The organism is Enterovibrio coralii (assembly GCF_001559595.1).
In the GTDB taxonomy this organism is placed as follows: domain Bacteria; phylum Pseudomonadota; class Gammaproteobacteria; order Enterobacterales; family Vibrionaceae; genus Enterovibrio; species Enterovibrio coralii.
On the sequence record NZ_LNTY01000034.1, the window covers coordinates 692,796 to 718,855 of the forward strand.

The 26,060-nt window shown below is 47.4% G+C and carries 27 protein-coding genes and 2 pseudogenes; 16 read left to right on the forward strand and 13 right to left on the reverse strand.

The genetic code is table 11. The annotated features are described in order from the left end of the window. Window positions 1-328: 328 nt before the first annotated feature. A complete protein-coding gene (locus ATN88_RS14430) occupies window positions 329-3,007 on the forward strand; it encodes a calcium-binding protein (protein WP_067417178.1) in 2,679 nt (892 codons plus the stop codon). Window positions 3,008-3,072: 65 nt separating this feature from the next. Here the strand turns inward: ATN88_RS14430 and ATN88_RS14435 are convergent, their stop codons facing one another. Continuing rightward, complete coding sequence (locus ATN88_RS14435) at window positions 3,073-3,666, reverse strand: GNAT family N-acetyltransferase (protein WP_067417181.1); 594 nt, start codon at window positions 3,664-3,666, stop codon at window positions 3,073-3,075. Between the two features lie 173 nt (window positions 3,667-3,839). Here ATN88_RS14435 and ATN88_RS14440 point away from each other — a divergent pair, with 173 nt between their 5' ends. Then, window positions 3,840-4,406 carry a DNA-3-methyladenine glycosylase I gene (locus ATN88_RS14440; RefSeq protein WP_067417184.1) on the forward strand — a complete coding sequence of 189 codons (567 nt, stop codon included), beginning with the start codon at window positions 3,840-3,842 and terminating at the stop codon, window positions 4,404-4,406. 40 nt (window positions 4,407-4,446) lie between these two features. Here ATN88_RS14440 and ATN88_RS14445 read toward each other — a convergent pair whose 3' ends face one another. The 3 genes and pseudogenes from ATN88_RS14445 to ATN88_RS14455 all read right to left on the reverse strand — a co-directional run bounded on the left by ATN88_RS14445 (window position 4,447) and on the right by ATN88_RS14455 (window position 7,060). Beyond that, on the reverse strand, window positions 4,447-4,953 hold the full coding sequence (locus ATN88_RS14445) for a hypothetical protein (RefSeq protein ID WP_067417187.1): 507 nt from the start codon (window positions 4,951-4,953) through the stop codon (window positions 4,447-4,449). Between the two features lie 27 nt (window positions 4,954-4,980). Beyond that, window positions 4,981-5,900: pseudogene (locus tag ATN88_RS14450) on the reverse strand (DMT family transporter). A 260-nt stretch (window positions 5,901-6,160) separates the two neighbouring features. Continuing rightward, window positions 6,161-7,060, reverse strand: coding sequence for a patatin-like phospholipase family protein (locus ATN88_RS14455; RefSeq protein WP_067417192.1), 900 nt, complete (start codon window positions 7,058-7,060; stop codon window positions 6,161-6,163). A 219-nt stretch (window positions 7,061-7,279) separates the two neighbouring features. Here ATN88_RS14455 and ATN88_RS14460 point away from each other — a divergent pair, with 219 nt between their 5' ends. Next, window positions 7,280-7,744 carry a YbaK/EbsC family protein gene (locus ATN88_RS14460; protein ID WP_067417196.1) on the forward strand — a complete coding sequence of 155 codons (465 nt, stop codon included), beginning with the start codon at window positions 7,280-7,282 and terminating at the stop codon, window positions 7,742-7,744. Between the two features lie 9 nt (window positions 7,745-7,753). Here ATN88_RS14460 and ATN88_RS14465 read toward each other — a convergent pair whose 3' ends face one another. The 3 genes from ATN88_RS14465 to ATN88_RS14475 all read right to left on the reverse strand — a co-directional run bounded on the left by ATN88_RS14465 (window position 7,754) and on the right by ATN88_RS14475 (window position 10,121). Beyond that, window positions 7,754-8,230 (reverse strand): DM13 domain-containing protein, encoded by a 477-nt coding sequence (locus ATN88_RS14465; RefSeq protein ID WP_067417199.1) that lies wholly within the window; start codon window positions 8,228-8,230, stop codon window positions 7,754-7,756. Between the two features lie 140 nt (window positions 8,231-8,370). Next, window positions 8,371-9,411 (reverse strand): NADP-dependent oxidoreductase, encoded by a 1,041-nt coding sequence (locus tag ATN88_RS14470; protein WP_067417202.1) that lies wholly within the window; start codon window positions 9,409-9,411, stop codon window positions 8,371-8,373. A 113-nt stretch (window positions 9,412-9,524) separates the two neighbouring features. Continuing rightward, entirely contained in the window at window positions 9,525-10,121 is a 597-nt protein-coding gene (locus ATN88_RS14475) for a TetR/AcrR family transcriptional regulator (protein WP_067417207.1), read from the reverse strand. A gap of 162 nt (window positions 10,122-10,283) precedes the next feature. Between ATN88_RS14475 and ATN88_RS26160 the strand changes: the two genes are divergently transcribed. The 3 genes from ATN88_RS26160 (at window position 10,284) to def (ending at window position 11,494) form a co-directional block, all read left to right on the forward strand. After that, window positions 10,284-10,640 carry a LysE family translocator gene (locus ATN88_RS26160; RefSeq protein WP_198158380.1) on the forward strand — a complete coding sequence of 119 codons (357 nt, stop codon included), beginning with the start codon at window positions 10,284-10,286 and terminating at the stop codon, window positions 10,638-10,640. Window positions 10,641-10,669: 29 nt separating this feature from the next. Continuing rightward, entirely contained in the window at window positions 10,670-10,918 is a 249-nt protein-coding gene (locus ATN88_RS28935; RefSeq protein WP_408607708.1) for a LysE family transporter, read from the forward strand. A gap of 66 nt (window positions 10,919-10,984) precedes the next feature. After that, complete coding sequence (gene def / locus ATN88_RS14485; RefSeq protein WP_067417210.1) at window positions 10,985-11,494, forward strand: peptide deformylase; 510 nt, start codon at window positions 10,985-10,987, stop codon at window positions 11,492-11,494. 59 nt (window positions 11,495-11,553) lie between these two features. Here the strand turns inward: def and ATN88_RS14490 are convergent, their stop codons facing one another. Next, window positions 11,554-12,642 (reverse strand): linear amide C-N hydrolase, encoded by a 1,089-nt coding sequence (locus ATN88_RS14490; protein ID WP_067417214.1) that lies wholly within the window; start codon window positions 12,640-12,642, stop codon window positions 11,554-11,556. A gap of 270 nt (window positions 12,643-12,912) precedes the next feature. Here ATN88_RS14490 and ATN88_RS14495 point away from each other — a divergent pair, with 270 nt between their 5' ends. Together ATN88_RS14495 and ATN88_RS14500 are read left to right on the forward strand one after the other, a co-directional pair. Beyond that, window positions 12,913-13,401, forward strand: coding sequence for an SRPBCC family protein (locus ATN88_RS14495; protein ID WP_067417219.1), 489 nt, complete (start codon window positions 12,913-12,915; stop codon window positions 13,399-13,401). A gap of 46 nt (window positions 13,402-13,447) precedes the next feature. After that, window positions 13,448-13,909: a methyltransferase family protein gene (locus tag ATN88_RS14500; protein WP_067417223.1), complete on the forward strand. Its 462-nt coding sequence runs from the start codon at window positions 13,448-13,450 to the stop codon at window positions 13,907-13,909. Window positions 13,910-13,978: 69 nt separating this feature from the next. Here ATN88_RS14500 and ATN88_RS14505 read toward each other — a convergent pair whose 3' ends face one another. Both ATN88_RS14505 and miaE read right to left on the reverse strand, forming a co-directional pair. Then, the gene (locus ATN88_RS14505; protein ID WP_067417227.1) at window positions 13,979-14,719 is read right to left on the reverse strand and encodes a sporulation protein; all 741 of its coding nucleotides are present in this window, start codon (window positions 14,717-14,719) and stop codon (window positions 13,979-13,981) included. 108 nt (window positions 14,720-14,827) lie between these two features. Further along, a complete protein-coding gene (gene miaE, locus ATN88_RS14510) occupies window positions 14,828-15,607 on the reverse strand; it encodes a tRNA isopentenyl-2-thiomethyl-A-37 hydroxylase MiaE (protein WP_067417230.1) in 780 nt (259 codons plus the stop codon). A gap of 135 nt (window positions 15,608-15,742) precedes the next feature. Here miaE and ATN88_RS28325 point away from each other — a divergent pair, with 135 nt between their 5' ends. From ATN88_RS28325 to ATN88_RS14525, 4 genes are all read left to right on the forward strand, one after another. After that, window positions 15,743-15,871, forward strand: a complete 129-nt coding sequence (locus tag ATN88_RS28325) for a hypothetical protein (RefSeq protein WP_269748162.1) — start codon at window positions 15,743-15,745, stop codon at window positions 15,869-15,871. Next, window positions 15,868-16,068: a hypothetical protein gene (locus tag ATN88_RS27455; protein WP_232313228.1), complete on the forward strand. Its 201-nt coding sequence runs from the start codon at window positions 15,868-15,870 to the stop codon at window positions 16,066-16,068. Before ATN88_RS28325 ends, ATN88_RS27455 begins: the two co-directional genes overlap by 4 nt. Before the next feature lie 12 nt (window positions 16,069-16,080). Further along, complete coding sequence (locus tag ATN88_RS14520) at window positions 16,081-16,794, forward strand: helix-turn-helix transcriptional regulator (RefSeq protein WP_067417233.1); 714 nt, start codon at window positions 16,081-16,083, stop codon at window positions 16,792-16,794. 68 nt (window positions 16,795-16,862) lie between these two features. Further along, on the forward strand, window positions 16,863-17,375 hold the full coding sequence (locus ATN88_RS14525; RefSeq protein WP_067417237.1) for a fasciclin domain-containing protein: 513 nt from the start codon (window positions 16,863-16,865) through the stop codon (window positions 17,373-17,375). Window positions 17,376-17,478: 103 nt separating this feature from the next. On the opposite strand, the gene ATN88_RS14530 is transcribed toward ATN88_RS14525, so the two are convergent. Together ATN88_RS14530 and rne are read right to left on the reverse strand one after the other, a co-directional pair. Continuing rightward, on the reverse strand, window positions 17,479-19,035 hold the full coding sequence (locus ATN88_RS14530) for a SulP family inorganic anion transporter (protein WP_067417240.1): 1,557 nt from the start codon (window positions 19,033-19,035) through the stop codon (window positions 17,479-17,481). A 245-nt stretch (window positions 19,036-19,280) separates the two neighbouring features. Next, window positions 19,281-22,319: pseudogene (gene rne, locus ATN88_RS14535) on the reverse strand (ribonuclease E). Window positions 22,320-22,840: 521 nt separating this feature from the next. Between rne and rluC the strand changes: the two are divergent. Beyond that, a complete protein-coding gene (gene rluC / locus ATN88_RS14540; protein ID WP_067417244.1) occupies window positions 22,841-23,797 on the forward strand; it encodes a 23S rRNA pseudouridine(955/2504/2580) synthase RluC in 957 nt (318 codons plus the stop codon). Further along, window positions 23,787-24,434 (forward strand): HAD family hydrolase, encoded by a 648-nt coding sequence (locus ATN88_RS14545; protein ID WP_083539493.1) that lies wholly within the window; start codon window positions 23,787-23,789, stop codon window positions 24,432-24,434. The genes rluC and ATN88_RS14545 overlap by 11 nt, the downstream gene beginning before the upstream one ends. Window positions 24,435-24,515: 81 nt before the next feature. On the opposite strand, the gene ATN88_RS14550 is transcribed toward ATN88_RS14545, so the two are convergent. After that, window positions 24,516-25,100 (reverse strand): Maf family protein, encoded by a 585-nt coding sequence (locus ATN88_RS14550; protein WP_067417247.1) that lies wholly within the window; start codon window positions 25,098-25,100, stop codon window positions 24,516-24,518. 245 nt (window positions 25,101-25,345) lie between these two features. Here ATN88_RS14550 and yceD point away from each other — a divergent pair, with 245 nt between their 5' ends. Next, window positions 25,346-25,876 carry a 23S rRNA accumulation protein YceD gene (gene yceD, locus ATN88_RS14555; RefSeq protein WP_067417250.1) on the forward strand — a complete coding sequence of 177 codons (531 nt, stop codon included), beginning with the start codon at window positions 25,346-25,348 and terminating at the stop codon, window positions 25,874-25,876. 5 nt (window positions 25,877-25,881) lie between these two features. Further along, entirely contained in the window at window positions 25,882-26,052 is a 171-nt protein-coding gene (gene rpmF / locus ATN88_RS14560; RefSeq protein WP_002541721.1) for a 50S ribosomal protein L32, read from the forward strand. Window positions 26,053-26,060 lie beyond the last annotated feature (8 nt).

Genomic DNA, 26,060 nt, shown 5'->3' on the forward strand with positions numbered 1-26,060 from the left:
GAAATTAAGAATAATTTTTCGCATGCTGGACGGTAAGTTAGCGTATTTTTAGTCCTTTTCTCATTCCTTTTGTGGGTCGTTACTCATCAGGCACTTACCATTCATTAGTCCCCTTCACTGAGATTCATCCGAACCTGCTGTATAGCTATTGTTCCTGAGTGTCTTGTCATTAAAACTGATGTCACAAACAACGGTGAGCCATTGTTAGTTATCTCTAATGTGAGACCTCAAGTGGCCAGCCGAGAATCAATGGAGTGAACAACACGCAGCGATGCGTTAAGACCTCCAAGACCGAAAAAGACACGGATTAAGGACAGAGGACAAGGTTATGGCGAAGGTAACAGGTACTAACGGCGCAGATGTTCTGAATGGTGCAGCGGGAGCGAACCAAAGCTTGCTGATGAACGGTGACTTTGAAGCGTGGGGTAACGACACGAATCGCAAATGGGGTCTTTTCCACGACCACCAAGTGTCAGGCTGGTACACCCCAGGTCGCAATAAAATCGAACTGCAACAAGGATCATTCGGTGGTACACCTGATAACCCAGTCACCAACACTGTTTTGGAGTTGGATGGCGCACGTAACACTTGGGTTCAGCAAGATGTAGACGTGACCAAGCTTGCAGAAGACGGCGATGTCGATCTGAGCTTGTCTTTTGACTATGCCAACCGCTACAAAGGTAACAACCACTCTACCAGCCAATTCGAAGTTAAAGTCTTCGACCAAGACGGCAATGTTATCTACAGCAAATTCTTCGATAACACCCAATCAAACGAAAGCTACGTTGATTTTGATGTGGATTTCACTGTTCCAGAAGGCACCACGGGCATTACGCTTCGCTTTGAAGGCAAAGGCCAATCAGACAGCTACGGTGCTTTGATTGACAACATCGACCTGACTGTTGCGCCAGCAGATAACATCAACGACCTGATTGATGGCGGTAACGGAGACGACATCATCAACGGCGGCGCAGGCAATGATGAACTGCACGGTGGTAATGGTGATGACACCATCAATGGTGGTGATGGCGATGATGTTATCTACGGCGGTGCTGGCGAGAACAACCTGCTTATCAATGGTGACTTTGAAGACTGGGGTGACGATGACGGTCGTGATTGGGCACTGTTCCACGATCATCAAGTGACCGGTTGGTACACGCCTGGCACAAACAAAATTGAGCTTCAGCAAGGTACGTGGGGCGGTGCAGCTCAGAATGCAAACGACAACACGGTACTGGAGCTGGACAGCCATCGTAACACTTGGATTCAACAAGAAGTGAAAGTGGCGGATTTGACGTCAGACAGTGACGCAACGCTGGAACTGAGCTTTGACCATGCAAACCGTTACAGAGGCAACGACCAGTCTACCAGCCAGTTTGAAGTAAAAGTGTTCGATGCCAATGGCAACGTCATCTACAAAAAGTTTTTCGACAACACGCAGTCGAACGAAAGCTATGTAGATTTCATGACGGAATTTACTGTTCCTCAAGGCATTGACTACATCACTCTGCGTTTCGAAGCGAAAGGCAAATCAGACAGCTACGGCGCGCTGATCGATAACGTGAAGCTGGCACCTGCGAAAAACAACGAAAGTGACAACGACGTTATCAACGGTGGTAATGGCAACGACACTATCTATGGCCAGCACGGTGATGACGAAATCAACGGTGGTAACGGTGATGACATAATCTACGGTGGTGAAGAATCAACGCAGCAACTGACGCTGAACCATGTTGATGGCGCAACCACTTATGCACTGGACGGTGAAGGTACAGTAACGGTTAACCTGAGCCACTTTACTCACAGTGCGGCATACAACAACAGCGTAGGTGTTTACGGTGTTGATGCGGACGGCAACATTGTCTTCGCGAAAATCTTGGCAGATAACGTGAAAAACGTGTCTGAGTTGAACATGGACGTTGACGTGGAAGGCGCGGTTGAAATGAGCTTCTTCCTGATTCCAAACGGCGACCGTCATGGCTTTGATGTGGGTGATGTAACGCTGGACCTGAGCGGCTCATCTTCAACCGTTTCTCAAGGCGGCAACAGCCACACAGTTTATGTTTCAAATGCGGCTGAAAACGGTGACGGCAAAGATCACGAAAAAGTAGATGGCGATACGTCTAAGTGGGAAGACCTGTGGAATCTGGGTGACAAAGACTTTAACGACACCACGTTCAAAGTGACCGTTACTCAAGAAAAGACTGTCTCTGACAACGATGTTATCAACGGCGGCAACGGTAACGACACCATCTATGGTGGTGACGGCGACGACATCATCAATGGCGGTAATGGCGATGATGTTATCTACGGTGGTGCGGGTAACGACACTATCTACGGTGCAGGTGGTGACGACACGCTTTACGGTGGCGAAGGCAATGACATCCTGCACGCAGGTTACGAAGATGACATCATCATGGATGGTGAAGCGGGTCTCGACCTTTACATCGGTAGTGAAGGTAACGACACCATGTTCTTCGACCAAGAAGACTTCTCTGACGAAACGTTTTTGTCTAGCCAAAAAGGCGCGGTGTATATCGGTGACCGTGGCTTTGACAAAGTGTTGGTGGAAGGCGACGCGAATGTCGACTTGGTGGGTGACTCTTACTTTGCAAGCGGCACCAACACCGGCCCTAACTCAATTGCACAAGTTGAGGCAGTCATTGGTGATGAAGGCGACCAGTCAGTGACTGTCAGCGTAAACTCAGTGTTCGCACAGTCTGATGACTTCCAAACCGTCACCAATGTGAATCCAGGTGATTGGGACGGCTTTGTCGCTTACTTGGGTCAAGGTGATGACATCTTGAACCTTGAAGCAGGTACGTGGAGCTTTGATGAGAATGCCGCGGTATCAGCAGAAATTTCAGCAGATATGATTGCATTCATGGGTCTGACTCAATCTCAGGTTGATGATTTGGATGCTTACGTGTTCACGCGTGGCAACGATGCAGTCACCATCTGGACAGATGCAGAGACGATTAAAGTAGACGGCACTGACCTGTTCTAATCTGGCCTATAAAGACAATAAAAAAACCCGCCTCGGCGGGTTTTTCTTTTCCTAATAATATGGTCTTACACCACGGTTTTCGCGTCGTATTGTGCTTTCGTGATGCCGTAGAGTAATCGGTCATCGAAGCCGTTTTCGGTTTTGAAATAGGCGATCTGACAGCCTTCTTCAACCAGCCCCGCCTTTTCCATCGTTTTATAAGAACCGACATTTGCACGGTAACAATCCGCAGTCACTTTGTGCGCGCCAAGCTCGTCGAACGCCAAAGCCAAAAGAAATTCGCAACCGCTGCTCGCTAAACCTTTGCCCCAAGCATGTTCAGCAAATTGGAAGCCAACTTCATAATTGCCAGATAGAAACATGACTGCGGGCAACCCGCACATGCCCATGTATTTGCCATCGTTATCGCGAATGATGACAGTGATAGTCTCTGGCCACTCGTTGTTTGCAATGGCTTGCTCAGTTCCCTCAATGATAGGGCCGAAGTAACCTCGGTACATCTCTTCTGGTGCTGGTGCGAAAAACAGATACTCGGTTACTTTGGGGTTTTGCAGCATCTCGATAATATCTTCGAGATCGGCTTTTGAAATCAATGCGATGGTGTAGCCGTCTTTTAGCGAAACAGCATGACCTTGTTTAAATGCGTCGAAGGTAAGCATGGTAGGTATTCTTGATTGTCTAATTACCGACATGATAAACCCAAACAACCTGAATCGGCGCAATCTAAAGGAATCTTTCTTGATCTCACATTTAAAAAAGAATCACTTTGCCAATTTAAATTAACATGTATATATATACAGTATTTGCGATTTAATATCGAGGAGAGGATAAGATGGAACGCTGCAAATGGGCGAACGTCAGTGAATTAGACCAACAGTACCATGATGAAGAGTGGGGTGTACCCGTTCATGATGATCAGCAGTTGTTTGAAATGCTTATTCTTGAAGGTGCTCAAGCAGGGTTGAGTTGGACCACCATCCTGAAAAAGCGCGAGGGCTATCGCGAAGCGTTCGATCATTTCGATATTGAAACGGTTGCGGCCTATGGTGAAGACAAGATCGCAGAGCTTCTAGACAACCCAGCGATCGTCAGAAATAAGCTAAAAGTAAATGGCACAGTCACTAACGCCAAACTGGTCATTGAACTACAAAAAGAACACGGCAGTTTTGACAAATACATATGGCAGTTTGTAGGTGGCAAACCGATAGTCAATCATTGGGAAACCATGGGAGATGTTCCTACTTCGACGCCAGAATCAGATGAGATGAGCAAAGCACTGAAAAAGCTTGGCTTCAAATTTGTTGGAACAACCATTTGTTATGCGTACATGCAAGCGACGGGCATGGTAAATGACCATCTCAAGACCTGTTTTCGCTACGGGGTGGATGTTGGGTGCTAAGCCAAAATAGAAAAGCGGGTTTGTCCCGCTTTTTTTATCTTCATTGACAAGGATGTGTGTTGTTTTGCCTTGCGCGATTGCCGCTCTGAATTCGTTGCAAGTAGGATAAATAACAGAGCAGCATTATCGCCAAAGAAAACACTAAGCGCGTTTTCGTGCTTAACGCTTCAAAGGCTTGCTTAGACTGATATTGATACAGCACAGTGTTGCCTTGCTCAATGTGGGTATACATTGGCCAGAGGTTGTTATATTGGCACTGATAGAGAGTGACTTCTTTGCCTTTCAATTCTTTTCCATCATGCCGCCATTCACCCAAACTCATCGACACTTTTCGTCTAGTCTCTGTATCGAATTGCGTAATCACTAGGGTGTTTTTCTCTTTATTCGCGTGCTGAATGCGACCCAAAAACGTGTCGCAATCATCAAGCGGAATATACGATTGATAAAGTCGATAGGGCTGAAGCGCAATGATGAAAGACACTGCAATGGCGGTCATCCAGATAGCTCGCTGAACAATCTGCCAACGGTCGTTTTTCTGCATACTCATGGGAAAGCTCCTCAGAATTATTGGCCACTAATTGGTGCCTTTCTTTCGGTTGATTTTCACAACCGCATACACAACCAATGCCATTCCAAGGGCATGCCAGACGGTGAACGCTTCCTCCAGCAGCAAAATGGCAAACACTGCGGTTACTGCGGGGCCAATATTGCTTGTCAGGCTGAGCGTCGATGCTGTCAGTCTTGCCATAGATGCCGCCACGAAATACGACGGCAACACCGTACAAAAAATACCAAGGCCAATACCTAAGGTGATGAGTTCAGGCGACATCGCGGAAAACTGCGCGCCTTGCCATTGGTGCTGCATCATAATCACAACAGCAGCACTGCCCATACCAACACTGGTAAAAAGCTGGGCGCCAATGTTGCTGATCACTTTCTTACTGAGAACCAGATAAATCGCGAAAACAAGGGCTGATGCGACGGCCAATGCACTGCCTAACCAGACTTGAGAGCCAAACGACTGGAAGTCGTGCAGCACAATCATGCGACGCCCACATATCCAAGAAATATCGAGGTAAAAGTGCCTTTCTTTGGCGTCTCTTTCAGGAATATCCAAGAAATCATCACCACGAAAGAAGGAAACAGAAAGATCAGTAATCGTTCAAGCTGCGCAGAAACATATTCCAGCGCGACGATATCGAGCAGCGAGGCGAAGTAATAACCCAGCACACCGACAGCGGCTGCTTGAAGACCGTATTTTCTGACTTTGCTTCTCTCTCCGGGATCTCGACATAGCCAGAGCAATATCGCCAGATAAACAGGAAGTGAAGACACCGCACGTAAGCTCATGATTGACGTTGCATCGCCGCCAAGCGCATACGCCATTTTAATGAGTACAGGTTTGATAGAAAAAAGCGCGGTGCCGATCAGGGCAAAGATAATACCTTGGCGATATTGAGAGGTTGGATGATCAGTGACGGCGGCGTCGTTCATAACTCACTTCCTTGATGTTTAGCTCGATGTTAAGTCTGTTGAGCTGGGTTAAAACAAGGCTGTGAGGAAAACGACATCCGGCTGTTCTACTCACAGCCGGATACAGATATCTCTACCGACTGCAGGGCATAAGAAGTAGTAGCCATAGTGGTAGAGACGGAAAATTCATAACTAACTCTTTGTGTTGATGAATTTTTAAACTAATGCATCGAGTTTTGTGATGCAACCATTTATTTACAAATAATCAATAAATTATAAATTTACGCGTTAGCAACCTTTTGCAGTTGTGACGCTTGAAGCTCACTCACTCGCGCTTTCAAGGTATCTCTAAATTGGCTAAACAGGTGTGAGCGGCCTGCCTCTACACCCATTTTGTACCCTTCATCCAGCTTGACTTTTTTCATCGTAAAACGGCCAATATCAAATTGCTCAGGGGGCGCAATGACATTGATGGTGCAATCCGCAGGTGGATTCTTAATAAAATCCAGTGATCGATTGTATCTGTCAGCGCGTTCACGCATCGCTTCTGCCACCGTAGGGTGTTTTTTGAGTAAGTGATCCATCAATCCCGGCAGTTTCATTGGTGACATTTCGTAGCTTTCAGGATGAGAGAGGATCACTGTGATGTCTCTGGCTCCACGTCGATAGGCTTCGATGACGGGAATCGAGTCTGCAACACCACCGTCGGTGTAACAGCCACCAGAGAAACAAGGTGTAGGTCGGTATGCAATTGGCAGTGCTGCGGTTGCTTCAATGACATGCGGGAGATTGTTCTCATTTACCCAGTAATAATCCGCATTGCCTGAGTCGACGTTGGTGACTGCGGCCAGAAGGGGGATTGAGCGAAACATGGCGTCGGTATCAAGTGGAAAGCGGCGCAATGACTCATCAAACAGCCATTGCACATCAATTAAGTTGCCACCACGAACAAAGCGAGCAGGATTGAAAAAATCAGAGTGAGTAGCCAGTTCGGTGATAACTTGGTAGCTGCGCTTAGGCTGACCGGCGAGGTAACCCAGCAAATTTGATGCACCCGCAGAAACGCCTACCGCGAAATCAAACGGTTTGTAATCCACCTCTAAAAAGGCATCGAGCACGCCGCTGGCAAAAATGCCTCTCATCGCGCCGCCTTCAACCACCAATGCTCGTTTACCCGTCATGCATACTGTCTCTACGTTATCTGAACTTGGGGTAAGGATACGAACCTCGAGGAGTGAAGAGAAATAGCTAGTGTCTATTCTATCAATAGCTATTTCTTATTAAATAGTCAGAGACAAAGCGATTGATGTGTGGGATTTCTAACCGTTTCGTCGTAAGGTGAATCCTTGTCTGAGCGAGAAACGCTCGCATGATGATGATGATAAAATCAGAGGATGGTTATGTCGCTGGAAGCTGTAACGGATTACTTCTCACCACTCGGTATGGCAAATCGCATTATGGTAATGGAAAAATCAACCGCCACGGTTGATGAAGCCGCCGAAGTACACAAGGTCGACCCGGACCAAATTGCTAAAACCCTGTCTTTTAAGGTCAATGATACGCCGATCCTCATTGTGGTGTCTGGTGCTTCTAAAATCGACAACAAGAAGTACAAGCAGCACTTCCAGAAGAAAGCAAAAATGCTCTCCGCAGAAGAAGTGCTTGATGTGACAGGCCACGCGGTAGGCGGCGTTTGTCCGTTTGGATTGCCGAACCCTGTTGAAGTGTTTTTAGATATTTCCCTGAAAAAACACCAAGAAGTTATTCCCGCGGCGGGCGCGCAGAATTCGGCAATCAGGCTGACCCTTCCTGAGCTTGAGACTTACTCTCAAGCGATGGCTTGGGTGGATGTGTGCAAAGAGTAAGCCTGTGCGCTATTGGTATTTAGCTGCGGTAATAAACTCGCCAAACGACTCACACCAAACGATAACGGTATTGTACTGAGATGGGTCAATGCCGTTAGGGACTTCGACAAGGAAATTTTCAAACGTTTTCACGTCTCCCACGCGCTGCATTTGGGGTTTGAGGCGGGCAAAGTCAGTTTCTGTTTCCACAAACTCGGGAGAGAGGTAGAGCTTATAATCTGGTCCAGGCGCAAGTTCTCCCATGAGTGAGATTGTATCTGGACTGATTGATACGGTGCCTTCACCCCAATGGAAGGTGTCACTGTCCTTCAAATCTTTTCTGAATTCACCTGTGTAAGCGGCGTTGCTGGCGGTTGATTCAATGATTTCTGTGGAAGGGCCTTCTGGCGCAATCAAGATCGGTAGGGCATAGATACCACCTGCAAAGCCGATAATAAGTGCAAAGCCATGGGTGAATATTGAAATAATAAGCTGACGTAGAGTCATGAAGTTAAGTCCTTTTTAGCTTCAATGTCTTTGTAGTAACTATAAACCTAACACCTCTTAACGTGGGTCTAGATGTAAAAAAGCCCGTTTTGCGTTGTCAAAACGGGCTTTGCGTCAATAATCTCAAAAATTAGAGCATGTTAAGCGTTAATCGGCTCTGCCACTTTAACGACAAGTTTGCCGAAGTTTTTGCCTTCAAGCAGACCCATAAACGCTTCTGGAGCATTCGCCAGACCGTCGACAACTTGCTCTTTATACTGAATTTTACCTTCTGCCAGCCAAGCTGACATATCTTGTGCAAACTCGTCGTAGCGGTGTGCATAGTCATCGAAAATGATGAAGCCTTGCATTTTGATACGCTTGATAAGCAAGGTGGCCATCAGCAATGACATGCGATCTGGGCCAGCAGGTAGCTCAGTTGCATTGTACTGAGAAATCAAACCACATACGGGTACGCGAGCACCGGTATTAAGAAGTGGCATGACCGCGTCGAACACTTTGCCGCCAACATTTTCGTAGTAAACATCAATGCCTTTGTCGCACGCCGCCGCCAGTTGCTCTGCAAAATCATCCGCTTTGTGGTCAATACAAACGTCAAAACCTAGCGTTTCAACGGCATAACGGCATTTCTCTTCACCGCCAGCAACGCCAACAACTTTGCAGCCTTTCAGCTTGGCGATTTGGCCTACTGTTGCGCCAACAGGGCCAGTCGCCGCTGCAACGACAACGGTGTCGCCTTGTTTTGGTTGACCGATATCCAGCAAGCCCATGTAAGCGGTAAAGCCAGGCATACCCATGATACCGAGTGCAAACGAAGGGTGGCTTGGGTTTTTACCCAGTTTCAACAGACCATCACCATTTGATACTGCGTAAGACTGCCAGCCGGTGTATGCCAGAACCCATTCACCTTTTTCGAAATCTGGGTGTGTTGAGTCTTCCACTTGGCAAACCGTACCACCAACCATGACATCATTAACTTCAACTGGATCAGCGTAAGATTTTGCATCACTCATACGGCCACGCATATAAGGATCCAGAGAGAGATAAATGGTTTTCAGCAGTACTTCGCCGTCATTCAGCACGGGTACTGACTGAGACTCCAAACGGAAGTTATCGGTAACAGGAGCACCGACAGGGCGTGAAGCCAACACAATACGTTTGATTTCAATAACAGCTGACATAATGAGTTTCCTTTTGGTTTATGTCTCTACTAGACCAGTCGTCTAGTGATTGAGTAAAAAAATCCGCCAATCAAAATGGCGGTTTGACGCCGGCAGTAACGTGCCGACGCTGATTAAAACGGATGCTGACCTTTGAGTAATCTCTCGGTCGTTTTCAAAGCTTGTGCCATGGGCTCGGTATTTTGATTGAGCTTACTCATCAAGCTTGCTCCAATCCACATATGATAGAGCTGATTGGCGGTGGCTTTAGAGTCAGAGACGTGAATCGAGCCATCTTCAATGCCTTGCTTAACGCAATCTTCCAACATGGTAATCACATTGCTGGCACCGCTCAGGAGAGACAATCGCATTGCATCTGACAGATCTGAAACCTCTGCACTGAGTTTTACGACCAAGCAACGTTGGCTTCCACATTGACCATCGTTCACTTCAATCCATTTGTTCCAATAAGCCATAAGCTTGTCGTAACCGGATAAAGAAGGGTCGCTGAATAGGGCGTCTAGTCGCGCTCTATATTGTGAGAAGTAATCTTCGATCAGTGCTTCTCCAAACTGTTCTTTGGATTTGAAGTAGTGATAGAAGGAGCCTTTTGGTACTCCGGCGTGGCTGAGCAGCTGAGAAAGGCCAACGTTAGAGAAGCCTTTTTCAACGATCAGTTGGTAGCCGACGTCCAGAATGTGCTGGCGTGTGGATTGAGTTTCAGTGTTCATGCAACGACTCTAAATTAAATTAGACCAGTCGTCTAGTGATTTAATGTGAGAGAAAATGCGATCTGTTTTTTAACATACAAATCGAAATGATGGGCGGTATTCGATATGCTAGTGCTCCAAGCAGTGTGTCTGATATGTCATCGTATTTAGAGGAGTAGGCAATTGTTTGGTATTGAAAACCTGTGGCTGTTCGTTTTATCCGGAATCTTGCTCAACTTGGTTCCCGGCCCTGATTCACTTTTGATTGCTGGACGTGCTGCCACGCAAGGATTTAAGGCGGGGTCTGCCGCCGCACTGGGGATAGGTTCAGGTACCCTTATTCATATTGCTGCCGCAGCATTAGGTTTTTCAGCTGTGCTTGCAACCTCTGCCACAGCCTTTACCGTTGTTAAAGTGATTGGCGGTTTGTATCTGATGTATATGGCGTTTGGCATGATTCGCGCAAGTCAGAATATGAATGTGACCGACAGTAAACCTTTGTCACATGTGCCGTTGAAGAAAATCTATTATCAGGGCTGATCACTAACGTATTCAACCCGAAAATCGCAGTGTTCTTTCTCGCCTTTGTGCCTCAATTTATCTCTCCTGAAAGTGACAACAAAGCGATCGCGTTTTTGGTTTTGGGTTTGATTTTTAACTTCAACGGTATGATTTGGTGCCACATTATTGCTTGGGTATCGTCATCGATCAGCAAGAAGGTAAGATTGAGCACACGTTTTAAAACCTGGCTTGCGAGGGCGACAGCAGGCTTGTTTGGAGCGTTTGGTATTCGCTTGTTGGTCTCTACGCAAAGTTAGTGAACCAACATCATTAGCCATCAGTATATAATGGCTTAACTTTCTGATTATAAGTATGAAATAACCATGGCTGTTTTAGATATTCTTACCGCGTCAAATCCAAAGCTTAAGCGTCAAGCTGAAAAAGTGACGGACTTCGACGCAGTACAACCTCTTATCGATGACCTGCTAGAGACCTTGTACACCACAAGTAATGGTGTCGGTTTAGCTGCGATGCAGGTAGGTCGTTTGGAATCTGTGGTCGTGATTGATATCTCGGAAGAGCGCGATCAACCATTAGTATTGGTTAATCCCGTCGTGGAGCAGGGGCAAGAAAAAGTGATGGGGCAGGAAGGTTGCCTATCAGTGCCTGATTACTATGCAGATGTGGAACGTTTCGCTTCGGTAGTGGTGTCTGCACAAGACCGACACGGAAACCCAATAACCATTGAGAGCGATGACTTTCTGGCTATCGTGATGCAACACGAGATTGACCATTTGAATGGTACCTTGTTCATTGACCACCTTTCTTCCCTTAAACGCCAAATGGCGATGAAGAAAGTGAAGAAATACGAAAAAGAATTCGCTGCACAGTAAATCTCTTTCGACTAAAAAGGCCGCTTAGCGGCCTTTTTTCACTTCAATCTACTCTCGCGTCAGATATTCACTTCTTTCACAGAGAAACTGCCGGTATCCAGTGGTCGTTTTAGCTCTTCTTTGTTGTCGAAGTTAATCTTATTCAAGTCCACTTTCTTGATTTGGCTGTCGTTCATTGTCTTGTAGTAGAACACGCCTTCAGACTGATCGATCACTGATGTCCATTGCGTTGCGCTTGGCAGATCAGGCATGTGCTCACGATACTGCTCGCTGAATTCGGTACCGATAGGAATATCGAAATTATTCAGGATATGAAACGCTTGAGACACTGCTTGTTCTGACGTTTTAGACTCTGGTGCAGTATTCACAAAGAATGCTGCGCGCACAAAGCGAGATGGCGGGGTAATGTCACCCGGTAAGCCAAGGAAGCCTGAGCCAATACCGAACGACTTGGCTTCAACACCACCGAATTTCTGCGGTGCACTCGAACCTGGGTGCAAGTTGATGAAGTTGTTCAGGTTAGTCACTTGCCAAGGGAACGTTGGTGAGTTAGTGAGTACACCGACTTCGTTGTCGTAAATATGGACCTTTCCGTTATCCATGATTTCGATAACGATGTTGTTGCCTGCTTTATCGGTTACTCGCCAGTGACCTGTTGGTGACGGTTGGCCTTTAGCATCAATATAGACAGGGACAATGTCGATAGATTTCATCGCCGCTTTTACTTCATCCACGGTTTTGAATTGTGACAGCATCCAACGCACAAAATCCATGTCCGTGATGCTATTAGCTCGGTCTTTAGGGTTGTAGGCTTTGAGTGAACCATAACCTTTAAAGTAGAAAAGACCGGCAGTTAATCCTTCCTCGTTAACGCCTTCACCGATAAAAGTATCGACGCTGACCGAAATGCCGACGAAGCCATATTTACTCTTCCAGCTCAGGCCTTTTTGTTGGTCTGGCATGGTTGACGTAAAGCTGTAATCACGTGGTGATACGATCAGTTTACTGTTGAGGTCATTCTCACCCCATTCGATGGTACGAGCATGCACATGTTGGTCAGAAACAGTGGAAAGAGAGATACCTGTGCAGGCAGAAGCAGGTTGTAAAATATTGGCAGTCAGCAGCAGAGCAAGCAGCGTTTTTTTCATCTTTTTATGTCCATCTAAGAGAGAGGAATGGTCGAAAGTTTACGCCTATTGGTATGACATACAATGGCGGAAAACATTGTTTGTATGTTTATGCCAGAAAAATCGATCATGAAATCAAGAAGGTGCCATTGTTGGTAGTACCAGAATACCGTCTGGATATTTCATTTTTTGCTGGTGTCATCGCTGTACTAAGTGGCCGATTCTTTGTTTAATAATTCATCACCTCAATCGGGTGCGAACTGCTGTTTCAGCTTTCTAGAGGGCTTCGCGATGCGTACGTTGGTTTTTATTCTGTTCGTTATAACGGTGTTGGCAACGGCGTTGGGTTTTCTTCTTACCAACCCAAGAATAACGACCAAAACGGTATTGATACCCGCACCGCTAATCACGGTTTGGACGACGGTGACCGACCATGCATCGCAGCCAGAATGGCGAACTTCGTTAGAAAGCGTGGAAGAGGACTTGGATGCTGGCCGATGGACCGAAACACCAAAGCAGGGACCCAGCATTACCTTCCAAGAAAAGGAACGACAACCCATGCGTTTGTATGAAATCGAAATCGTGTCTGAGGGTGGCTTTAGCGGCTATTCCACTCTCGAATTTGTTGAAGAGGGTGATGAAACAAGAGTCACCATGAAGGAAGTGTCCAATGTGCCTAATATCTATCGCAGATTGCTTGCGTACGCGTTTTACAACCAATCGGAACAGATGGATAGCTATCTACGAGATTTAGAACAGGCAGTAAGCACAGATAAATAGTTTGGATGTCACGCTGCATAAATAATGAAGGAACATGTAAATAACGATGAAGACGCTTGAGTTAAAAGTACCGCCCGTCGCTTTGGTCTTTTTGTTTATGATTTTGATGTGGTGGCTTTCGTCCCATCTACCTGTTTTGGGTTTTGGCGCGGATTTTAGAATGTCGATGTTTATCGTATTGACTGTCATTTCCGCAGGCGTCTGCTTCGCGGGTCTTTCCGCGTTCAGGGCTCAGAAAACAACGGTGAACCCGATTAAACCGGAAACCAGCTCTAGCTTGGTTCAAAGCGGTATTTATCGGTTTACGCGCAACCCAATGTATCTGGGAATGGCACTGTTTTTGGTCGGCTTTGGTGTCTATCTAGACAGTGTATTTGCTGTTTTATCCGTCTTGCTGTTTGTGGCATATATGACGAGGTTTCAGATCCAACCTGAGGAGTCGGCACTGAAGAAAAACTTTGGGCGATCGTTTGAAGAATATATGAATACGACGCGACGCTGGCTCTGAAATTACAACGAGATGTTGGTCAATAAAAAAGCCTGCATATGCAGGCTTTTTCGTGTCCGGCGTGTTCGGTTATGCACTCAACACTGCGCGCAGAGCTTGTTGGACTTCACCGTCTGAAGCGTCGCGAGTGACGGTAAACGAGCGGTACATATCTCCACGACCAAATGAGCGGTCAATTTCAGCGAGGCAATGGATGACACCGCCGTCAAGAATGAACGACAGTTCGATTTCTTTGCGGTTAAACATGCCGCTATTTTTGAACTCCAGTTCCTGATAGCAACCAGAACGGGACATAAAGCCATTGCCACGAAGCTGACCTTTTTCAACGTCGGCTTTGACCATGGTGAAGCCTTCGCGCTCTATGGTGTTGATGATTCGCTGAACCACTGGAAGCGGACGAATTTCAATGTAATCTCTGTCTTTTGGGTCGATGGCAAAGTCGATATCCAGAGATGTTTCTAGCCAAACGTGGCTCTGATTGAGCTTAGCGTTAATGGCGGTAATTGGCGTTTCATCATGAAGTTTAAGCTCAAAAGGCACTTCTTTCGTTTCGCCTGGCTGCACCACTAACGGGTCGTTTGCTTGGATATGTCCCAAAACGAATGGTTGGTAGCTTACACCTGAGTCAGACTCGACTTTTACTTCTGTGCACAGCTTGAGTGTAATGGCGTCTACCTGCTGCTCGACATCCCCGCCCTTGATATGCACTGTGCCTTTTAGCGTTTCGCCTTGATAGACAGAGTCATTAGAAAGGATGGTGTCGACGGTGGTTGCACCAATGCCTAATGAGGCTTTCAACTTTTTGAACATACGACTTGTTCCCTGTTAAATTCACAGGATCTTGTTTACACAAACTCGAAAGGGCGTGCAAGGGGAGAGTCGAGAAAACCGAGGCAGAATAGCCTCGGTTTTGCGAAATTAGGCCGCTTTTGCAGGAACACCGCTGTGGAAGCGGAACATGTCATCAGGTGTCTGAATCAACTCGGCTTCTTTCTCGCCAATTGCTTTAACGCGATCGCTAATATCACCACCTGCAATGGCTTCTGCCAATTTCAGGTAATCTTGATAGTGACGCGCTTCAGAGCGCAGTAGCGAGATGTAGAACTTACGCATTTCGGCATCCAGATTAGGTGCAACCTTCGCGAACCGCTCACATGAACGAGCCTCAATGTAGGCACCAATGATCAACTTATCGATGAGCATCGCGGGCTCGTGGGTGCGAACTACCGACATTAAACCACGCGCATAACGGCCAGCATTCAACGGTGAATATGGCATGTCGCGTGCTTCCATGATTTCGATAACCTGTTCGAAATGGTGAAATTCTTCTTTGATCAGGCGAACCATCTTATCAATCAAATCTTGACCGTGTTCAAATCCTGCTTTGGGTGTCAGTGGCGCACTCAGGCCGTTTTTCTTCGCGTGAAAAATGCCGTCACGAACACCACGGTAAACGAAGTCTTCATAAGGCTTTGCCCATTCAAGCAACAGGTTGCTGCTGGTGGCATCAATTGCGTATTTGCGGATCAGCCACAGCGCGGTTTGGCTTGCTTTCAACTCACAGTTCGCGTGGTCACGCAGCAAAATGGTTTCGTTTTCAGGCTTGATCGCTTCATCTATCCAACCTTGTGGGGTTTCGCAATGCAAAAATCCGCGGACAGGTTCGAGCAAACTTTCTAATTCAGGGCTTAACGACATGTAGGTATAGATCTTATAAGTGCTTTGATGGCGGCAATTATACCGATGCGGTCAGGACAAACAAATAGACTACTGACACGTTCTGTCAGTAGGTGTCAGTAACCTTTTATCAACCCAACGAGAGGAGAAAGCACCATGGATAACATCGTAGAGACAGTAAGATTCAAACTGAAAGAAGGGACAGATGTGAATGCGTTTCTTGCGGCGGCTGAGGGAAGCTTCATTATATCAGCAGTTGCGAAGGGTTTGTTTATCGCTCCTTGAGCTTGAATGAAGCGACGCAAGAGTGGACGGACATTGTTTATTGGACCAACCTACCCAATGCACAGGCAGCGTCTGAAAACTTTATGAAAGATGAAGGCGCGCAGAAATTGGTGGCGTTGATTGATAGCTCTACACTTGTTATGGCGCATGAGAGTGTCAGAATGAGTGCCATGGGTGAGTGTATTGCCTCTGCTTAAAAGGAAAACACAGTGAGTAAATCGGAACGCTTGTTTGAGCTGCTGACGCTGTTGCGTAGCAAACGTTACGCGGTGACGGCGAAAGCATTGGCAGAAGAACTGTCGGTGAGTGAGCGTACGATTTATCGAGATATCCAATCCCTGCAGTTGTCTGGCGTGCCGATTGAAGGTGAGGCGGGGATTGGTTATCTGCTGGGCAAAGGCTCGCATTTACCACCTCTGATGTTCACCGAAGAGGAGATGCTAGCGTTAGAGCTGGGCATGCAAATGGTGCGTGCGTGGTCGGATAAATGTTTGTCTGCGGCTTCCGAGTCTGCATCGCGAAAAATTCATTCTGTGCTGCCGGATCATTTAAAGGCGCAACTTGAGTGTTTTCCCTTAGCGGTGCCGCCATTCTTTGTTGAGAGTGATACGGCGACGTGCAGTGAGTTACTTCGGGAAGCGACATCATTAAAACGAAAAATTGAGATAGAATATGAAACGGGCGAGGGTGTGTGTACTTCTCGCGTGATTCAACCGCTTGGCCAAGTCTATTGGGGAAAAGTCTGGACGCTGGTGGCGTGGTGTGAATTGAGGGAGGACTACAGAAGTTTCCGCGTTGATAGAATTCAGCGTGCCACCATGATGGAAAATGGCTTTGAATTAACCGATGCCAAAAACTTTCAACATTACATGTCGCGTTGTCATGAAGCCGAGAATGAATCCAAAGCAAAATTCGGCTCGTAATACTCCCCGCTGATCAGCAAAAACCACAAATAACACATTCACTTTTCTATGATAAAAGGAGAGATCGTATGATTTCTGCAAAGGTTTTGTCGTATTTTAAATCGGTTTTCGCTGTCACAATTATTGCTTTTGGTCTGAGTGCATGCAGTGCACAGGCCGAGCACCATGGTAACAAGAAAGACATTGTTCAAATCGCTGCCAGTAACCCAGATTTCAGCACCTTGGTCGCTGCTGTAAAAGCGGCGGGCTTGGTGGAGACACTCCAAGGCCCGGGTCCATTTACTGTATTTGCGCCGACCAACGAAGCGTTTGCTAAATTGCCTGCAGGTACTGTCGAAGCTCTTCTGCAACCAGAAAATAAAGACAAACTCATCGCTATTCTCACTTACCACGTTGTACCCGGCAAAGTGATGGCGGCAGATGTTGTAGGGCTGAGTGAAGCCCCTACTGTTCAGGGAAGCACAATCGCAATCGACACATCGAACGGCGTGATGGTGGATAATGCCAACGTCGTGGCGACCGATATTGAAGCGTCAAACGGTGTTATTCATGTTATCGATAACGTGATTATTCCTCAGTAAGTTACCGCATCTACACAACATTGTTTGAGTGTTAACGAGATAAAAAAGCGAGCCGTATGGCTCGCTTTTTTCTTGTTACTCAGTGCTCAAATGATGTCAGGAATCATCCAAGTAAGTCATCCGCCACTTTGTAGCTTGGGTCTTCAATATGATTGATCTCAACCAAGCTGCCTGCTTTGGTAAGCAGTGCACGACAATCTTGCGATAGGTGACGTAGGTGCAGCGTTTTACCTGTTTTGCTGTAACGCTCAGCCAGTGTTTCAATCGCTTCAATCGCTGAGTGGTCGGTAACGCGAGAATTACCAAAATCGACAATCACATCTTGTGGGTCATTTTGCGCGTCAAACAATTCGAGGAAGTTCGCCACAGAACCGAAGAACAGTGGACCGTTCACTTCATACACTTTCGAGCCTTCTTCGTTGGTGTAGCTTGATGCATAGATGTGTTTTGCATGTTCCCATGCAAACATCAGCGCAGAGACAATCACACCCACGATGACGGCAATTGCAAGGTCGGTAAATACCGTAACGACGGTTACCAGAACAATCACAAAGAAATCGCGCTTAGGTACACGACGAGCCAGTTTGAACGTTGCCCACTCAAAGGTACCGATAACGACCATGAACATAACGCCAACCAGCGCAGCCAATGGGATCATTTCAATCAGCGAAGAGGTGAACAAAATAAAGCACAGCAACGCGACTGCTGCCACAATGCCGGACAGACGACCCCGACCACCTGACTTCACGTTAATCATCGACTGGCCGATCATCGCACAGCCGCCCATTGCACCGAAGACTGAACAGGTCACGTTTGCAACGCCTTGACCAACACATTCACGGTTACCATTGCCACGTGTACCCGTCATTTCATCAACCACGGTCAGTGTCAGCAGAGACTCAATCAAGCCTACGGCTGCAAGGATCAGCGAATAAGGCAGGATGATGTACAAGGTTTCCAGATTGAGCGGCACTGTTGGGAACGCGAAGGTTGGCAAGTTGCCCGCCAAGGTGGCGTTCTCGTTACCACTCATTGAGCGAAGGAAGTCAACAACGTTACGTGTATCCAAGTCCAACAATACCACCGCAGCGGTAACGCCGACGATTGCCACCAAAGACGAAGGCACAGCAGTGGTTAGCTTTGGTAAGAAGTGGATGATAGCCATTGTCACGGCCACCAGACCTAACATGAGGTAAAGTTGCTCACCTTGAAGCCAAACCAGTTCGCCCAGCTCATTCGGTACTTTGAACTGACCAAGTTGCGCCAAGAAGATAACAATCGCCAGACCGTTAACGAAGCCGATCATTACTGGGTGCGGCACCATACGGATGAATTTACCCAGCTTGAAAACACCTGCTAGCACTTGAATCAAGCCTGCAAGCATAACGGCGGCGAAAAGGTATTGGATGCCGTGTTCTGCGACCAGACTTACCATGACGACAGCCATTGCACCTGTCGCACCAGAAATCATGCCCGGACGGCCGCCGAGGATAGAGGTCAGTAGACCCATAATAAATGCAGCGTAAAGACCAACCATTGGGTCAACGCCTGCAACGAATGCGAAAGCAACAGCTTCCGGCACAAGAGCCAGTGCCACTGTCAGTCCCGACAATACGTCGTTTTTCACAGAATGTTGTGGAAACTTGGGAAATTCAAACATCGTATTGGGTTACTTCTCAAATTGTTAAGTTATTGGGCGAATCAATAAAGCCTGCGGATACTACCTAAAAGTGTGATTTTGTTCAATGTTGGTGACTGTTTTGTGAACGATCTGAGTTAAATTTTCAATTACTTACAAAGAAATATAGCTGGGCGACTAAAGAGTGGGGGCGATGGGATTGCAATTTGAAGAAATAAAAAAAGAGCCACGACATGCGTGACTCTTTTTTCTAGCGCTAACTGCTATTACGAGTAGTTAGGCTTTGTTGCTGGTGCCGCGGCGCTGTTTGTTGCGGTTTGGCTGCCAGCTTGTTTGGTTTGCTCACGCTCAGCGCGGAAAGATGCAATCGCAACCTCAATCGGTGCTGCATTGCTTTCTGGAGCAGGTGCTTTTGCCATTGGTGCGGTCGCACGGCCGTAGCGGATAACCGGTGTTTGAGCTGGTTTAGCTGGCTCAACGGCAGCGATTTCACTTGCGTCAATCGCTTCCTTCACATCTGTCTTCTCTTCGGCAACTGGCGCAACTGCTTCAACCGGGGCTTCTTCAGCAACGACTTCAACCACAGCGTCGGTCACTACGTCTTCGACGATAGTTTCTTTCACTGCAACTGGCAGCTCTTCGCTCAGGGCATCTGCACCTTCAGATTTTGCTTTCTCTTCCAGAACAGTTGGTGCTGGGCGACGTGCAATCACTTTACCCATTGCCATTTCTGGGAAGGCAACACCACCGTGTTTCGGCGCATTTACCGCAGGAGCAGGTGCTTCTTCTACAACTGGTGCTTCAACAGCAACTTCAGCTACAACAGGTGCTTTAGTTGCGTCTTCGACGGCCACACTTTACCCATTGCCATTTCTGGAGAAGCAACGCCTGATTTCAGAACCACTTTGCTGCGTTTCTCAACCACAGACACAACGGTTTCCATCATGTCTAGTTGGTCTAGTGCTTGCTCAGTAGATACTGATTCGTTCTCTTCACGGTTGTTGCGACGACGGCGTTGACCGCTTGCACGCAAGTGACGTGGAGAACGACGGTTGCGGCGTTTCTCTTCACGCTGCTCGCCATTTTCGTTGGTCGCTTCTGGCTTGTCTGTTGCGTCTACTTTTGATGCCTCTGCTTTCGCTTCAGATGCCATCGCTGCGCCCATTTCTTGTAATGGGTTAGCTGCTACTGCAACGTCTTGCTCTTGCGAAGTGTCGCCAACACGCACTTTCTTGCTCAGCTTACGGCGTTGACGGCGTTGTTTCACTTTCTCCGTCTTTTCCGCTTTCTCTTGCTTCGCTACCTGAGTGTCTTCTTTAACAGGCTTCGCTGCTTTCGCTTGCTGACGCTGTTCGTTCTTCTCAGTTTGCTGCTTGCGGTTTTGTTTCTTCGCAGGCTTTTCCTGACGCTCTTCGTTACGCTCGGTCGCTTCAACGCGGTCTTTACGACGTTGTTGTTTCTTCTCACCGCGCTCTGCGTTCTTGCCGTTGTTGTTTTCTTCACGCTGGTTGTTGTTGCGTGAGCCACGACGAGTACGATCTTGAGAACGCTTGTGGTCACGACGGTTGCGTGACTCGCGTTTCGGTGCTTCTGGTTGCTCTTCTTCAGTGCTTGAGAACAGGCCTGAGATGAAAGATACCAGACGAGAGAACAGACCTGGTTTCGCTTCAGCCGCTGCTTTAGGTGCAGCAGCAACAGGCGCTGGAGAAGATGGCGCAGCAAAGCCTTGCAGTGCAGGCTCTTCACGTTTCTTCACAACGCGCTCTGCAGGTACGTCTTCTTTCTCTGCTTCACGCATTGCATCCAGTTGTTCTGGCAAACGGTAAGACAGCGTTGTGTTTTCTTCGCCACCACGGATACGAACCACTTCAAAGTGTGGTGTTTCCATGTTTGCGTTTGGCACGATGATGACGCGTACGTTGTGGTACTTCTCAACGTGCTGCACTGAGCGACGCTTTTCGTTCAGTAGGTAAGACGCAACAGGGACAGGAACGATTGCCATGACCTGCGCGGTGTTCTCTTTCAGTGCTTCTTCTTCGATCAGACGAAGGATAGACAGTGACAGAGATTCATTATCACGGATTACGCCAGTACCTGTACAACGAGGACAGATGTGGTGGCTCGCTTCTGCCAGAGATGGGCTCAGACGTTGACGAGACATTTCCAACAGACCAAAGCGAGAGATACGGCCGATTTGTACGCGAGCGCGGTCCATACGAACAGCTTCACGCAGGCGGTTTTCTACTTCACGCTGGTGGCGAACAGGCGTCATATCGATGAAGTCGATAACAACCAGACCACCTAGGTCACGTAGGCGCAATTGACGTGCGATTTCATCCGCTGCTTCCAAGTTGGTTTGCAGTGCGGTTTCTTCGATGTCTGAGCCTTTGGTTGCACGCGCTGAGTTGATGTCGATAGACGTCAGTGCTTCTGTTGGGTCGATAACAATCGAACCGCCAGATGGCAGGCGTACTTCGCGTTGGAATGCAGATTCAATCTGGCTTTCGATCTGGTAGTGGCTGAAAAGTGGAACTTCGCTTCATAGCGTTTCACGCGATTCAGGAAGTCAGGACGGGTCGCCTGGATACGTTCACGAGCTTGATTGAACACTTTCTCGCTGTCGATCAGTACTTCGCCAATGTCACGACGCAGGTAATCACGGAATGCGCGAGCGATAACGTCACTTTCTTGGTAGATCAGGAATGGCGCAGCTTTAGATTCTGCGGCACCTTGAATACGCTCCCAGTTGTTCAGAAGGTAGTTCAAGTCCCACTCAAGCTCTTCAGCAGACTTACCAACACCTGCGGTGCGTACGATCAGACCCATGCCTTGTGGCAGTTTCAGACCAGACATCGCTTCTTTTAGTTGGCTACGCTCTTCACCTTCGATACGGCGAGAAATACCGCCAGCGCGAGGGTTGTTAGGCATCAGAACTAGGTAGCTACCTGCCAGCGAGATGAAAGTGGTCAGGCTGCGCCTTTGTTACCACGTTCTTCTTTATCAACCTGAACAATAACTTCCTGACCTTCCTTCAACACCTCTTTGATGTTTGGACGGCCTTGGTAGCTGTAATTGTCAGGGAAATATTCGCGGGCAATTTCTTTGAGAGGAAGGAAACCGTGACGCTCTGAGCCGTAGTCTACGAAAGCTGCTTCAAGACTTGGTTCAATGCGGGTAATACGGCCTTTATAGATGTTTGCTTTTTTCGATTCATGACCAGGGCTTTCGATATCTAGATCGTATAAGCGCTGACCGTCAACCAATGCGACGCGCAACTCTTCTTTTTGAGTTGCGTTAATCAACATTCTTTTCATATCAAATTGTTCTCGATTATTTGTTGTTATTAGTTGTCGGTTACGAGACAAAGAACGCAATGCTGCCAGGTCCCAAGTCTGACATTAATGCAACCTCACGGCTGGGGAATCAGGGACGCTCTAGGGCACTACTCATCGACCCACTGCGACGGAAATCAAAAAGTTACTCCGGTTTACACAGTCGGTGGTTCGCCTTCAAAGGCGACAGTCTCTTTGACACTGGTTATTTATCCCGTCGTGCCAACAAACTAACGGGTGCTTTATTCCTCATGTCTTACGCCGAGTGCTGCATGATTAAAACGATTTGAACTCTCATCGAATCAAATACTACTAGAAGATAGTGCCGTGAACGGTCAATCGTCTTGGATAAAGCGGTAAAGATTTACTCTATATGTCGGCTTTTTAGCCGTAGTGCGTAAAAAAGGTGCAAACTTTTCTACGTTACGGCGCAACTATAGCAGGGACACTTTTTTGCAGCAAACTACTTTGATGCAATGTAGAATCTACGTCCTATGAATACAGAAAAAACCCAAGTGCAATTCATCGACATCTCCGATGACATTGCAGGCCAGCGGATCGATAACTTTCTCCGAAATAGGCTTAAAAACGTACCTAAAAGTATGATTTATCGCGTTCTTCGTAAAGGAGAGGTGCGAGTTAACAAAAAACGCATAAAACCCGAGTACAAGTTGCAACCGGGCGATGTGATTCGTGTTCCTCCTATCAAGATCCCAGAGACGACGCAGGCTGAGGCACCTAATACCAAGCTAAGTCGTGTGGCTGAACTAGAAAAATGTGTGATTTATGAAGATGATCACATGCTGGTTCTCAATAAGCCGTCTGGAACGGCGGTACACGGCGGCAGTGGACTGCATTTTGGTGCGATTGAAGCGATGCGAGCGCTTCGTCCGGATGCACGTTTTTTGGAACTTGTGCACCGCATTGACCGCGATACGTCAGGCATTCTGTTGATCGCGAAAAAGCGTTCCGCACTTCGTCATCTTCAGGCGCAGTTCCGTGAAAAGACAGTTCAGAAGTATTACTTCGCGCTGGTGATGGGAAATTGGAAACCTTCGATGAAGAAGGTGACAGCTCCCTTACTTAAAAACGAAGTAAACAGCATTGTGCGTGTGAACCCTAACGGTAAGCCGTCTGAAACCCGCTTCAAAATTATGGAGCAGTTCCAGCAAGCGACACTGGTACAAGCGAGCCCAATTACCGGCCGTACGCACCAAATCCGTGTGCATGCGCAGTATGTTGGCCACCCATTGGCGTGGGATGATCGTTACGGTGACCCGCGTTTTGATGCATACACGAAGAAGTTCGGTTTGAACCGTTTGTTCCTGCATGCGGCAAACATCAAGTTTACCCATCCATCAACAGAAGAACTGATGGATATCTCCGCGCCAATGGAGAAACAATTAGAAAAAGCCCTTGAAGGATTGAGGAAAGCACCACGTGTTAACTAAATACAAGCTCGTTATATTCGATTGGGACGGTACGGTTATGGACTCTGTGGGTCGCATCGTATCGAGCTTGGATGAAGCCGCTCGCCTTACGGGCGGTTTACCGACGCTATCTGGTGATGAGCTCAAGCAAATGATTGGCCTGAGCTTAGATAAAGGGTATGAGTTTCTCTACCCTGACGTATCTCTTGATAAGCGTGACACGTGGAAAGCGCATTATGCTCAGCAGTTTCGTGAAGACAACCCGACGCCTGCTGCTTTATATCCCAATGTGTTTGAGACGCTGAACAAACTAAAAGAAGCGGGATACCTCTTAGCGATAGCGACAGGAAAGTCTCGTGTTGGTTTAGATCGCGCAATGGACGAGACAGGCACGGCTGAGTTGTTTGTTGGCACTCGCACCGCAGATCAAACGGCGTCTAAGCCGGATCCTCTGATGATCCACGAGCTGTTAGACAGCTTAGGTATTACAGCGGCAGACGCGGTGATGGTGGGGGACACCTCTCACGATATGTTATTGGCGAACAATGCGGGTGTTGACGCAATCGCGATTACATGGGGTGTTCATGACAAAGAAACACTCTCTGCTTACCGGCCTGTTGCTGTCATCGACAATATTGAGTCTCTTCTCTCTATATAGAAGTGCATTCGGTATATCGGTATAAAAAAGAAAAGCGCGTAGAGATACGCGCTTTTTTTGTCTTTGAAGAAGGGAGGGAGACTAAAGCACCGAGACGCCTTCTTCTTTTAGCATTTCACAAAGACGGATTAATGGCAGTCCCACCAAGGTGTTAGGGTCGCGCCCGTCAAGTTTGTCAAACAGCGCGATACCAAGGCTTTCGCATTTAAAGCTGCCTGCGCAATCTAACGGCTGCTCTTTGGCGACATAGTTTTCTATTTCTCGGTCGCTAAGCGCACGAAAATGAACATGGAAGGGTTCCAAGTCTGTCTGAGCAAAGCCCGTCGCACTATTAAAGAGCGTTAAACCCGTATAAAAGGTGACGTGTTTTCCTGACGCCGCTTTAAGCTGCTGAACGGCTCTTTCGATCGTATGAGGCTTCCCGAGGATCTTTCCGTCGATCACACAGATCTGATCAGAGCCAATGATGAGCGCGTTGGGGTGGGAAACGGCACATGCTTTCGCTTTTTCAAGTGAAAGCCGTTTCACAAGATCCTCGGGTGATTCACCCTCGATCGCCGATTCATCGATATTTGGTGAACAGGTTTCAAAGGGTAAATCGAGCTTTTGTAACAAAGATTGGCGATATTTAGAGCCGGACGCGAGGACGACTGTCTGTTTATTCATCTAACGATGCACCTTTATCGGATTATTCGTATACGGCGGTCAGTGTAATGTTTTACACTTGCGGAGGCGAGTGGGCATCCGGTGCGCTCGAGCATTTAGGGCCCATTCTGTTTTCAATTGAGCTAAGTACCTGTTGTACAGAAACTAACCTGATCGCCTTTTTAAGTGGTTTTTAACCGCTTAGATGGAAGTATTGGTATAAATTTCTTTGACTCAGGCCACTTAGGAGCTAGAATTCGCGCCCTATGCAAAAGGTAAAGCTACCGCTAAAGGTTGACCCGTTTAAAAGCGCGCAAAAGCGACTCGATTACGATGGTATCTTCGCAATCAAGCAGCTGGAGCGACTTGCGGAATCAACTGAAGGTGTGATCAGTGACTGTGAAGTTAAGCTTTCATTTGACATTGATGCTCAAGGGCTGAAAATTGTACGCGGAAACGCCAAGGTCGACGTCCAATTAGAGTGTCAGCGTTGTTGGGATGTTTTTCCACACCACTGTGAAATCGAATTTATTTACAGCCCGGTTTTCAATGAAGATCAGGTTGGCAATTTACCGGATGCTTATGAGCCGGCATTAGTCGACGAAAATGGTGAGATTAACCTGCTTCACCTCATCGAAGATGAGTTGATTGTGGCTTTGCCACAGGTTGCCATGCACGAAGAAGAAGACTGTAAAGTCGATTCTGAAGGTATGGTATTCGGGGAAATCCCGCTTGCTGATGAGCGTCCGAATCCATTTGCCGTTTTGAAAAACTTAAAGCAAAGTAACGAGGAGTAGGGTCAATGGCCGTACAACAGAACCGTAAAACCCGTTCTAAGCGTGGTATGCGTCGTTCACACGATGCACTGGGCACTTCAGCTCTGTCTGTAGATGCAACTTCTGGTGAAACTCACCTGCGTCACAACGTGACTGCTGACGGTTTCTACCGTGGCCGCAAGGTAATCAACAAGTAAGGTTGAGC

Bases quoted from the DNA above. Each gene is read 5' to 3' on its own strand.
- ATN88_RS14430 (WP_067417178.1), top strand. From the start codon at position 329: ATGGCGAAGGTAACAGGTACTAACGGCGCAGATGTTCTGAATGGTGCA.
- ATN88_RS14435 (WP_067417181.1), bottom strand. From the start codon at position 3,666: ATGCTTACCTTCGACGCATTTAAACAAGGTCATGCTGTTTCGCTAAAA.
- ATN88_RS14440 (WP_067417184.1), top strand. From the start codon at position 3,840: ATGGAACGCTGCAAATGGGCGAACGTCAGTGAATTAGACCAACAGTAC.
- ATN88_RS14445 (WP_067417187.1), bottom strand. From the start codon at position 4,953: ATGAGTATGCAGAAAAACGACCGTTGGCAGATTGTTCAGCGAGCTATC.
- ATN88_RS14455 (WP_067417192.1), bottom strand. From the start codon at position 7,060: ATGACGGGTAAACGAGCATTGGTGGTTGAAGGCGGCGCGATGAGAGGC.
- ATN88_RS14460 (WP_067417196.1), top strand. From the start codon at position 7,280: ATGTCGCTGGAAGCTGTAACGGATTACTTCTCACCACTCGGTATGGCA.
- ATN88_RS14465 (WP_067417199.1), bottom strand. From the start codon at position 8,230: ATGACTCTACGTCAGCTTATTATTTCAATATTCACCCATGGCTTTGCA.
- ATN88_RS14470 (WP_067417202.1), bottom strand. From the start codon at position 9,411: ATGTCAGCTGTTATTGAAATCAAACGTATTGTGTTGGCTTCACGCCCT.
- ATN88_RS14475 (WP_067417207.1), bottom strand. From the start codon at position 10,121: ATGAACACTGAAACTCAATCCACACGCCAGCACATTCTGGACGTCGGC.
- def (WP_067417210.1), top strand. From the start codon at position 10,985: ATGGCTGTTTTAGATATTCTTACCGCGTCAAATCCAAAGCTTAAGCGT.
- ATN88_RS14490 (WP_067417214.1), bottom strand. From the start codon at position 12,642: ATGAAAAAAACGCTGCTTGCTCTGCTGCTGACTGCCAATATTTTACAA.
- ATN88_RS14495 (WP_067417219.1), top strand. From the start codon at position 12,913: ATGCGTACGTTGGTTTTTATTCTGTTCGTTATAACGGTGTTGGCAACG.
- ATN88_RS14500 (WP_067417223.1), top strand. From the start codon at position 13,448: ATGAAGACGCTTGAGTTAAAAGTACCGCCCGTCGCTTTGGTCTTTTTG.
- ATN88_RS14505 (WP_067417227.1), bottom strand. From the start codon at position 14,719: ATGTTCAAAAAGTTGAAAGCCTCATTAGGCATTGGTGCAACCACCGTC.
- miaE (WP_067417230.1), bottom strand. From the start codon at position 15,607: ATGTCGTTAAGCCCTGAATTAGAAAGTTTGCTCGAACCTGTCCGCGGA.
- ATN88_RS28325 (WP_269748162.1), top strand. From the start codon at position 15,743: ATGGATAACATCGTAGAGACAGTAAGATTCAAACTGAAAGAAGGGACA.
- ATN88_RS14525 (WP_067417237.1), top strand. From the start codon at position 16,863: ATGATTTCTGCAAAGGTTTTGTCGTATTTTAAATCGGTTTTCGCTGTC.
- ATN88_RS14530 (WP_067417240.1), bottom strand. From the start codon at position 19,035: ATGTTTGAATTTCCCAAGTTTCCACAACATTCTGTGAAAAACGACGTA.
- rluC (WP_067417244.1), top strand. From the start codon at position 22,841: ATGAATACAGAAAAAACCCAAGTGCAATTCATCGACATCTCCGATGAC.
- ATN88_RS14550 (WP_067417247.1), bottom strand. From the start codon at position 25,100: ATGAATAAACAGACAGTCGTCCTCGCGTCCGGCTCTAAATATCGCCAA.
- yceD (WP_067417250.1), top strand. From the start codon at position 25,346: ATGCAAAAGGTAAAGCTACCGCTAAAGGTTGACCCGTTTAAAAGCGCG.
- rpmF (WP_002541721.1), top strand. From the start codon at position 25,882: ATGGCCGTACAACAGAACCGTAAAACCCGTTCTAAGCGTGGTATGCGT.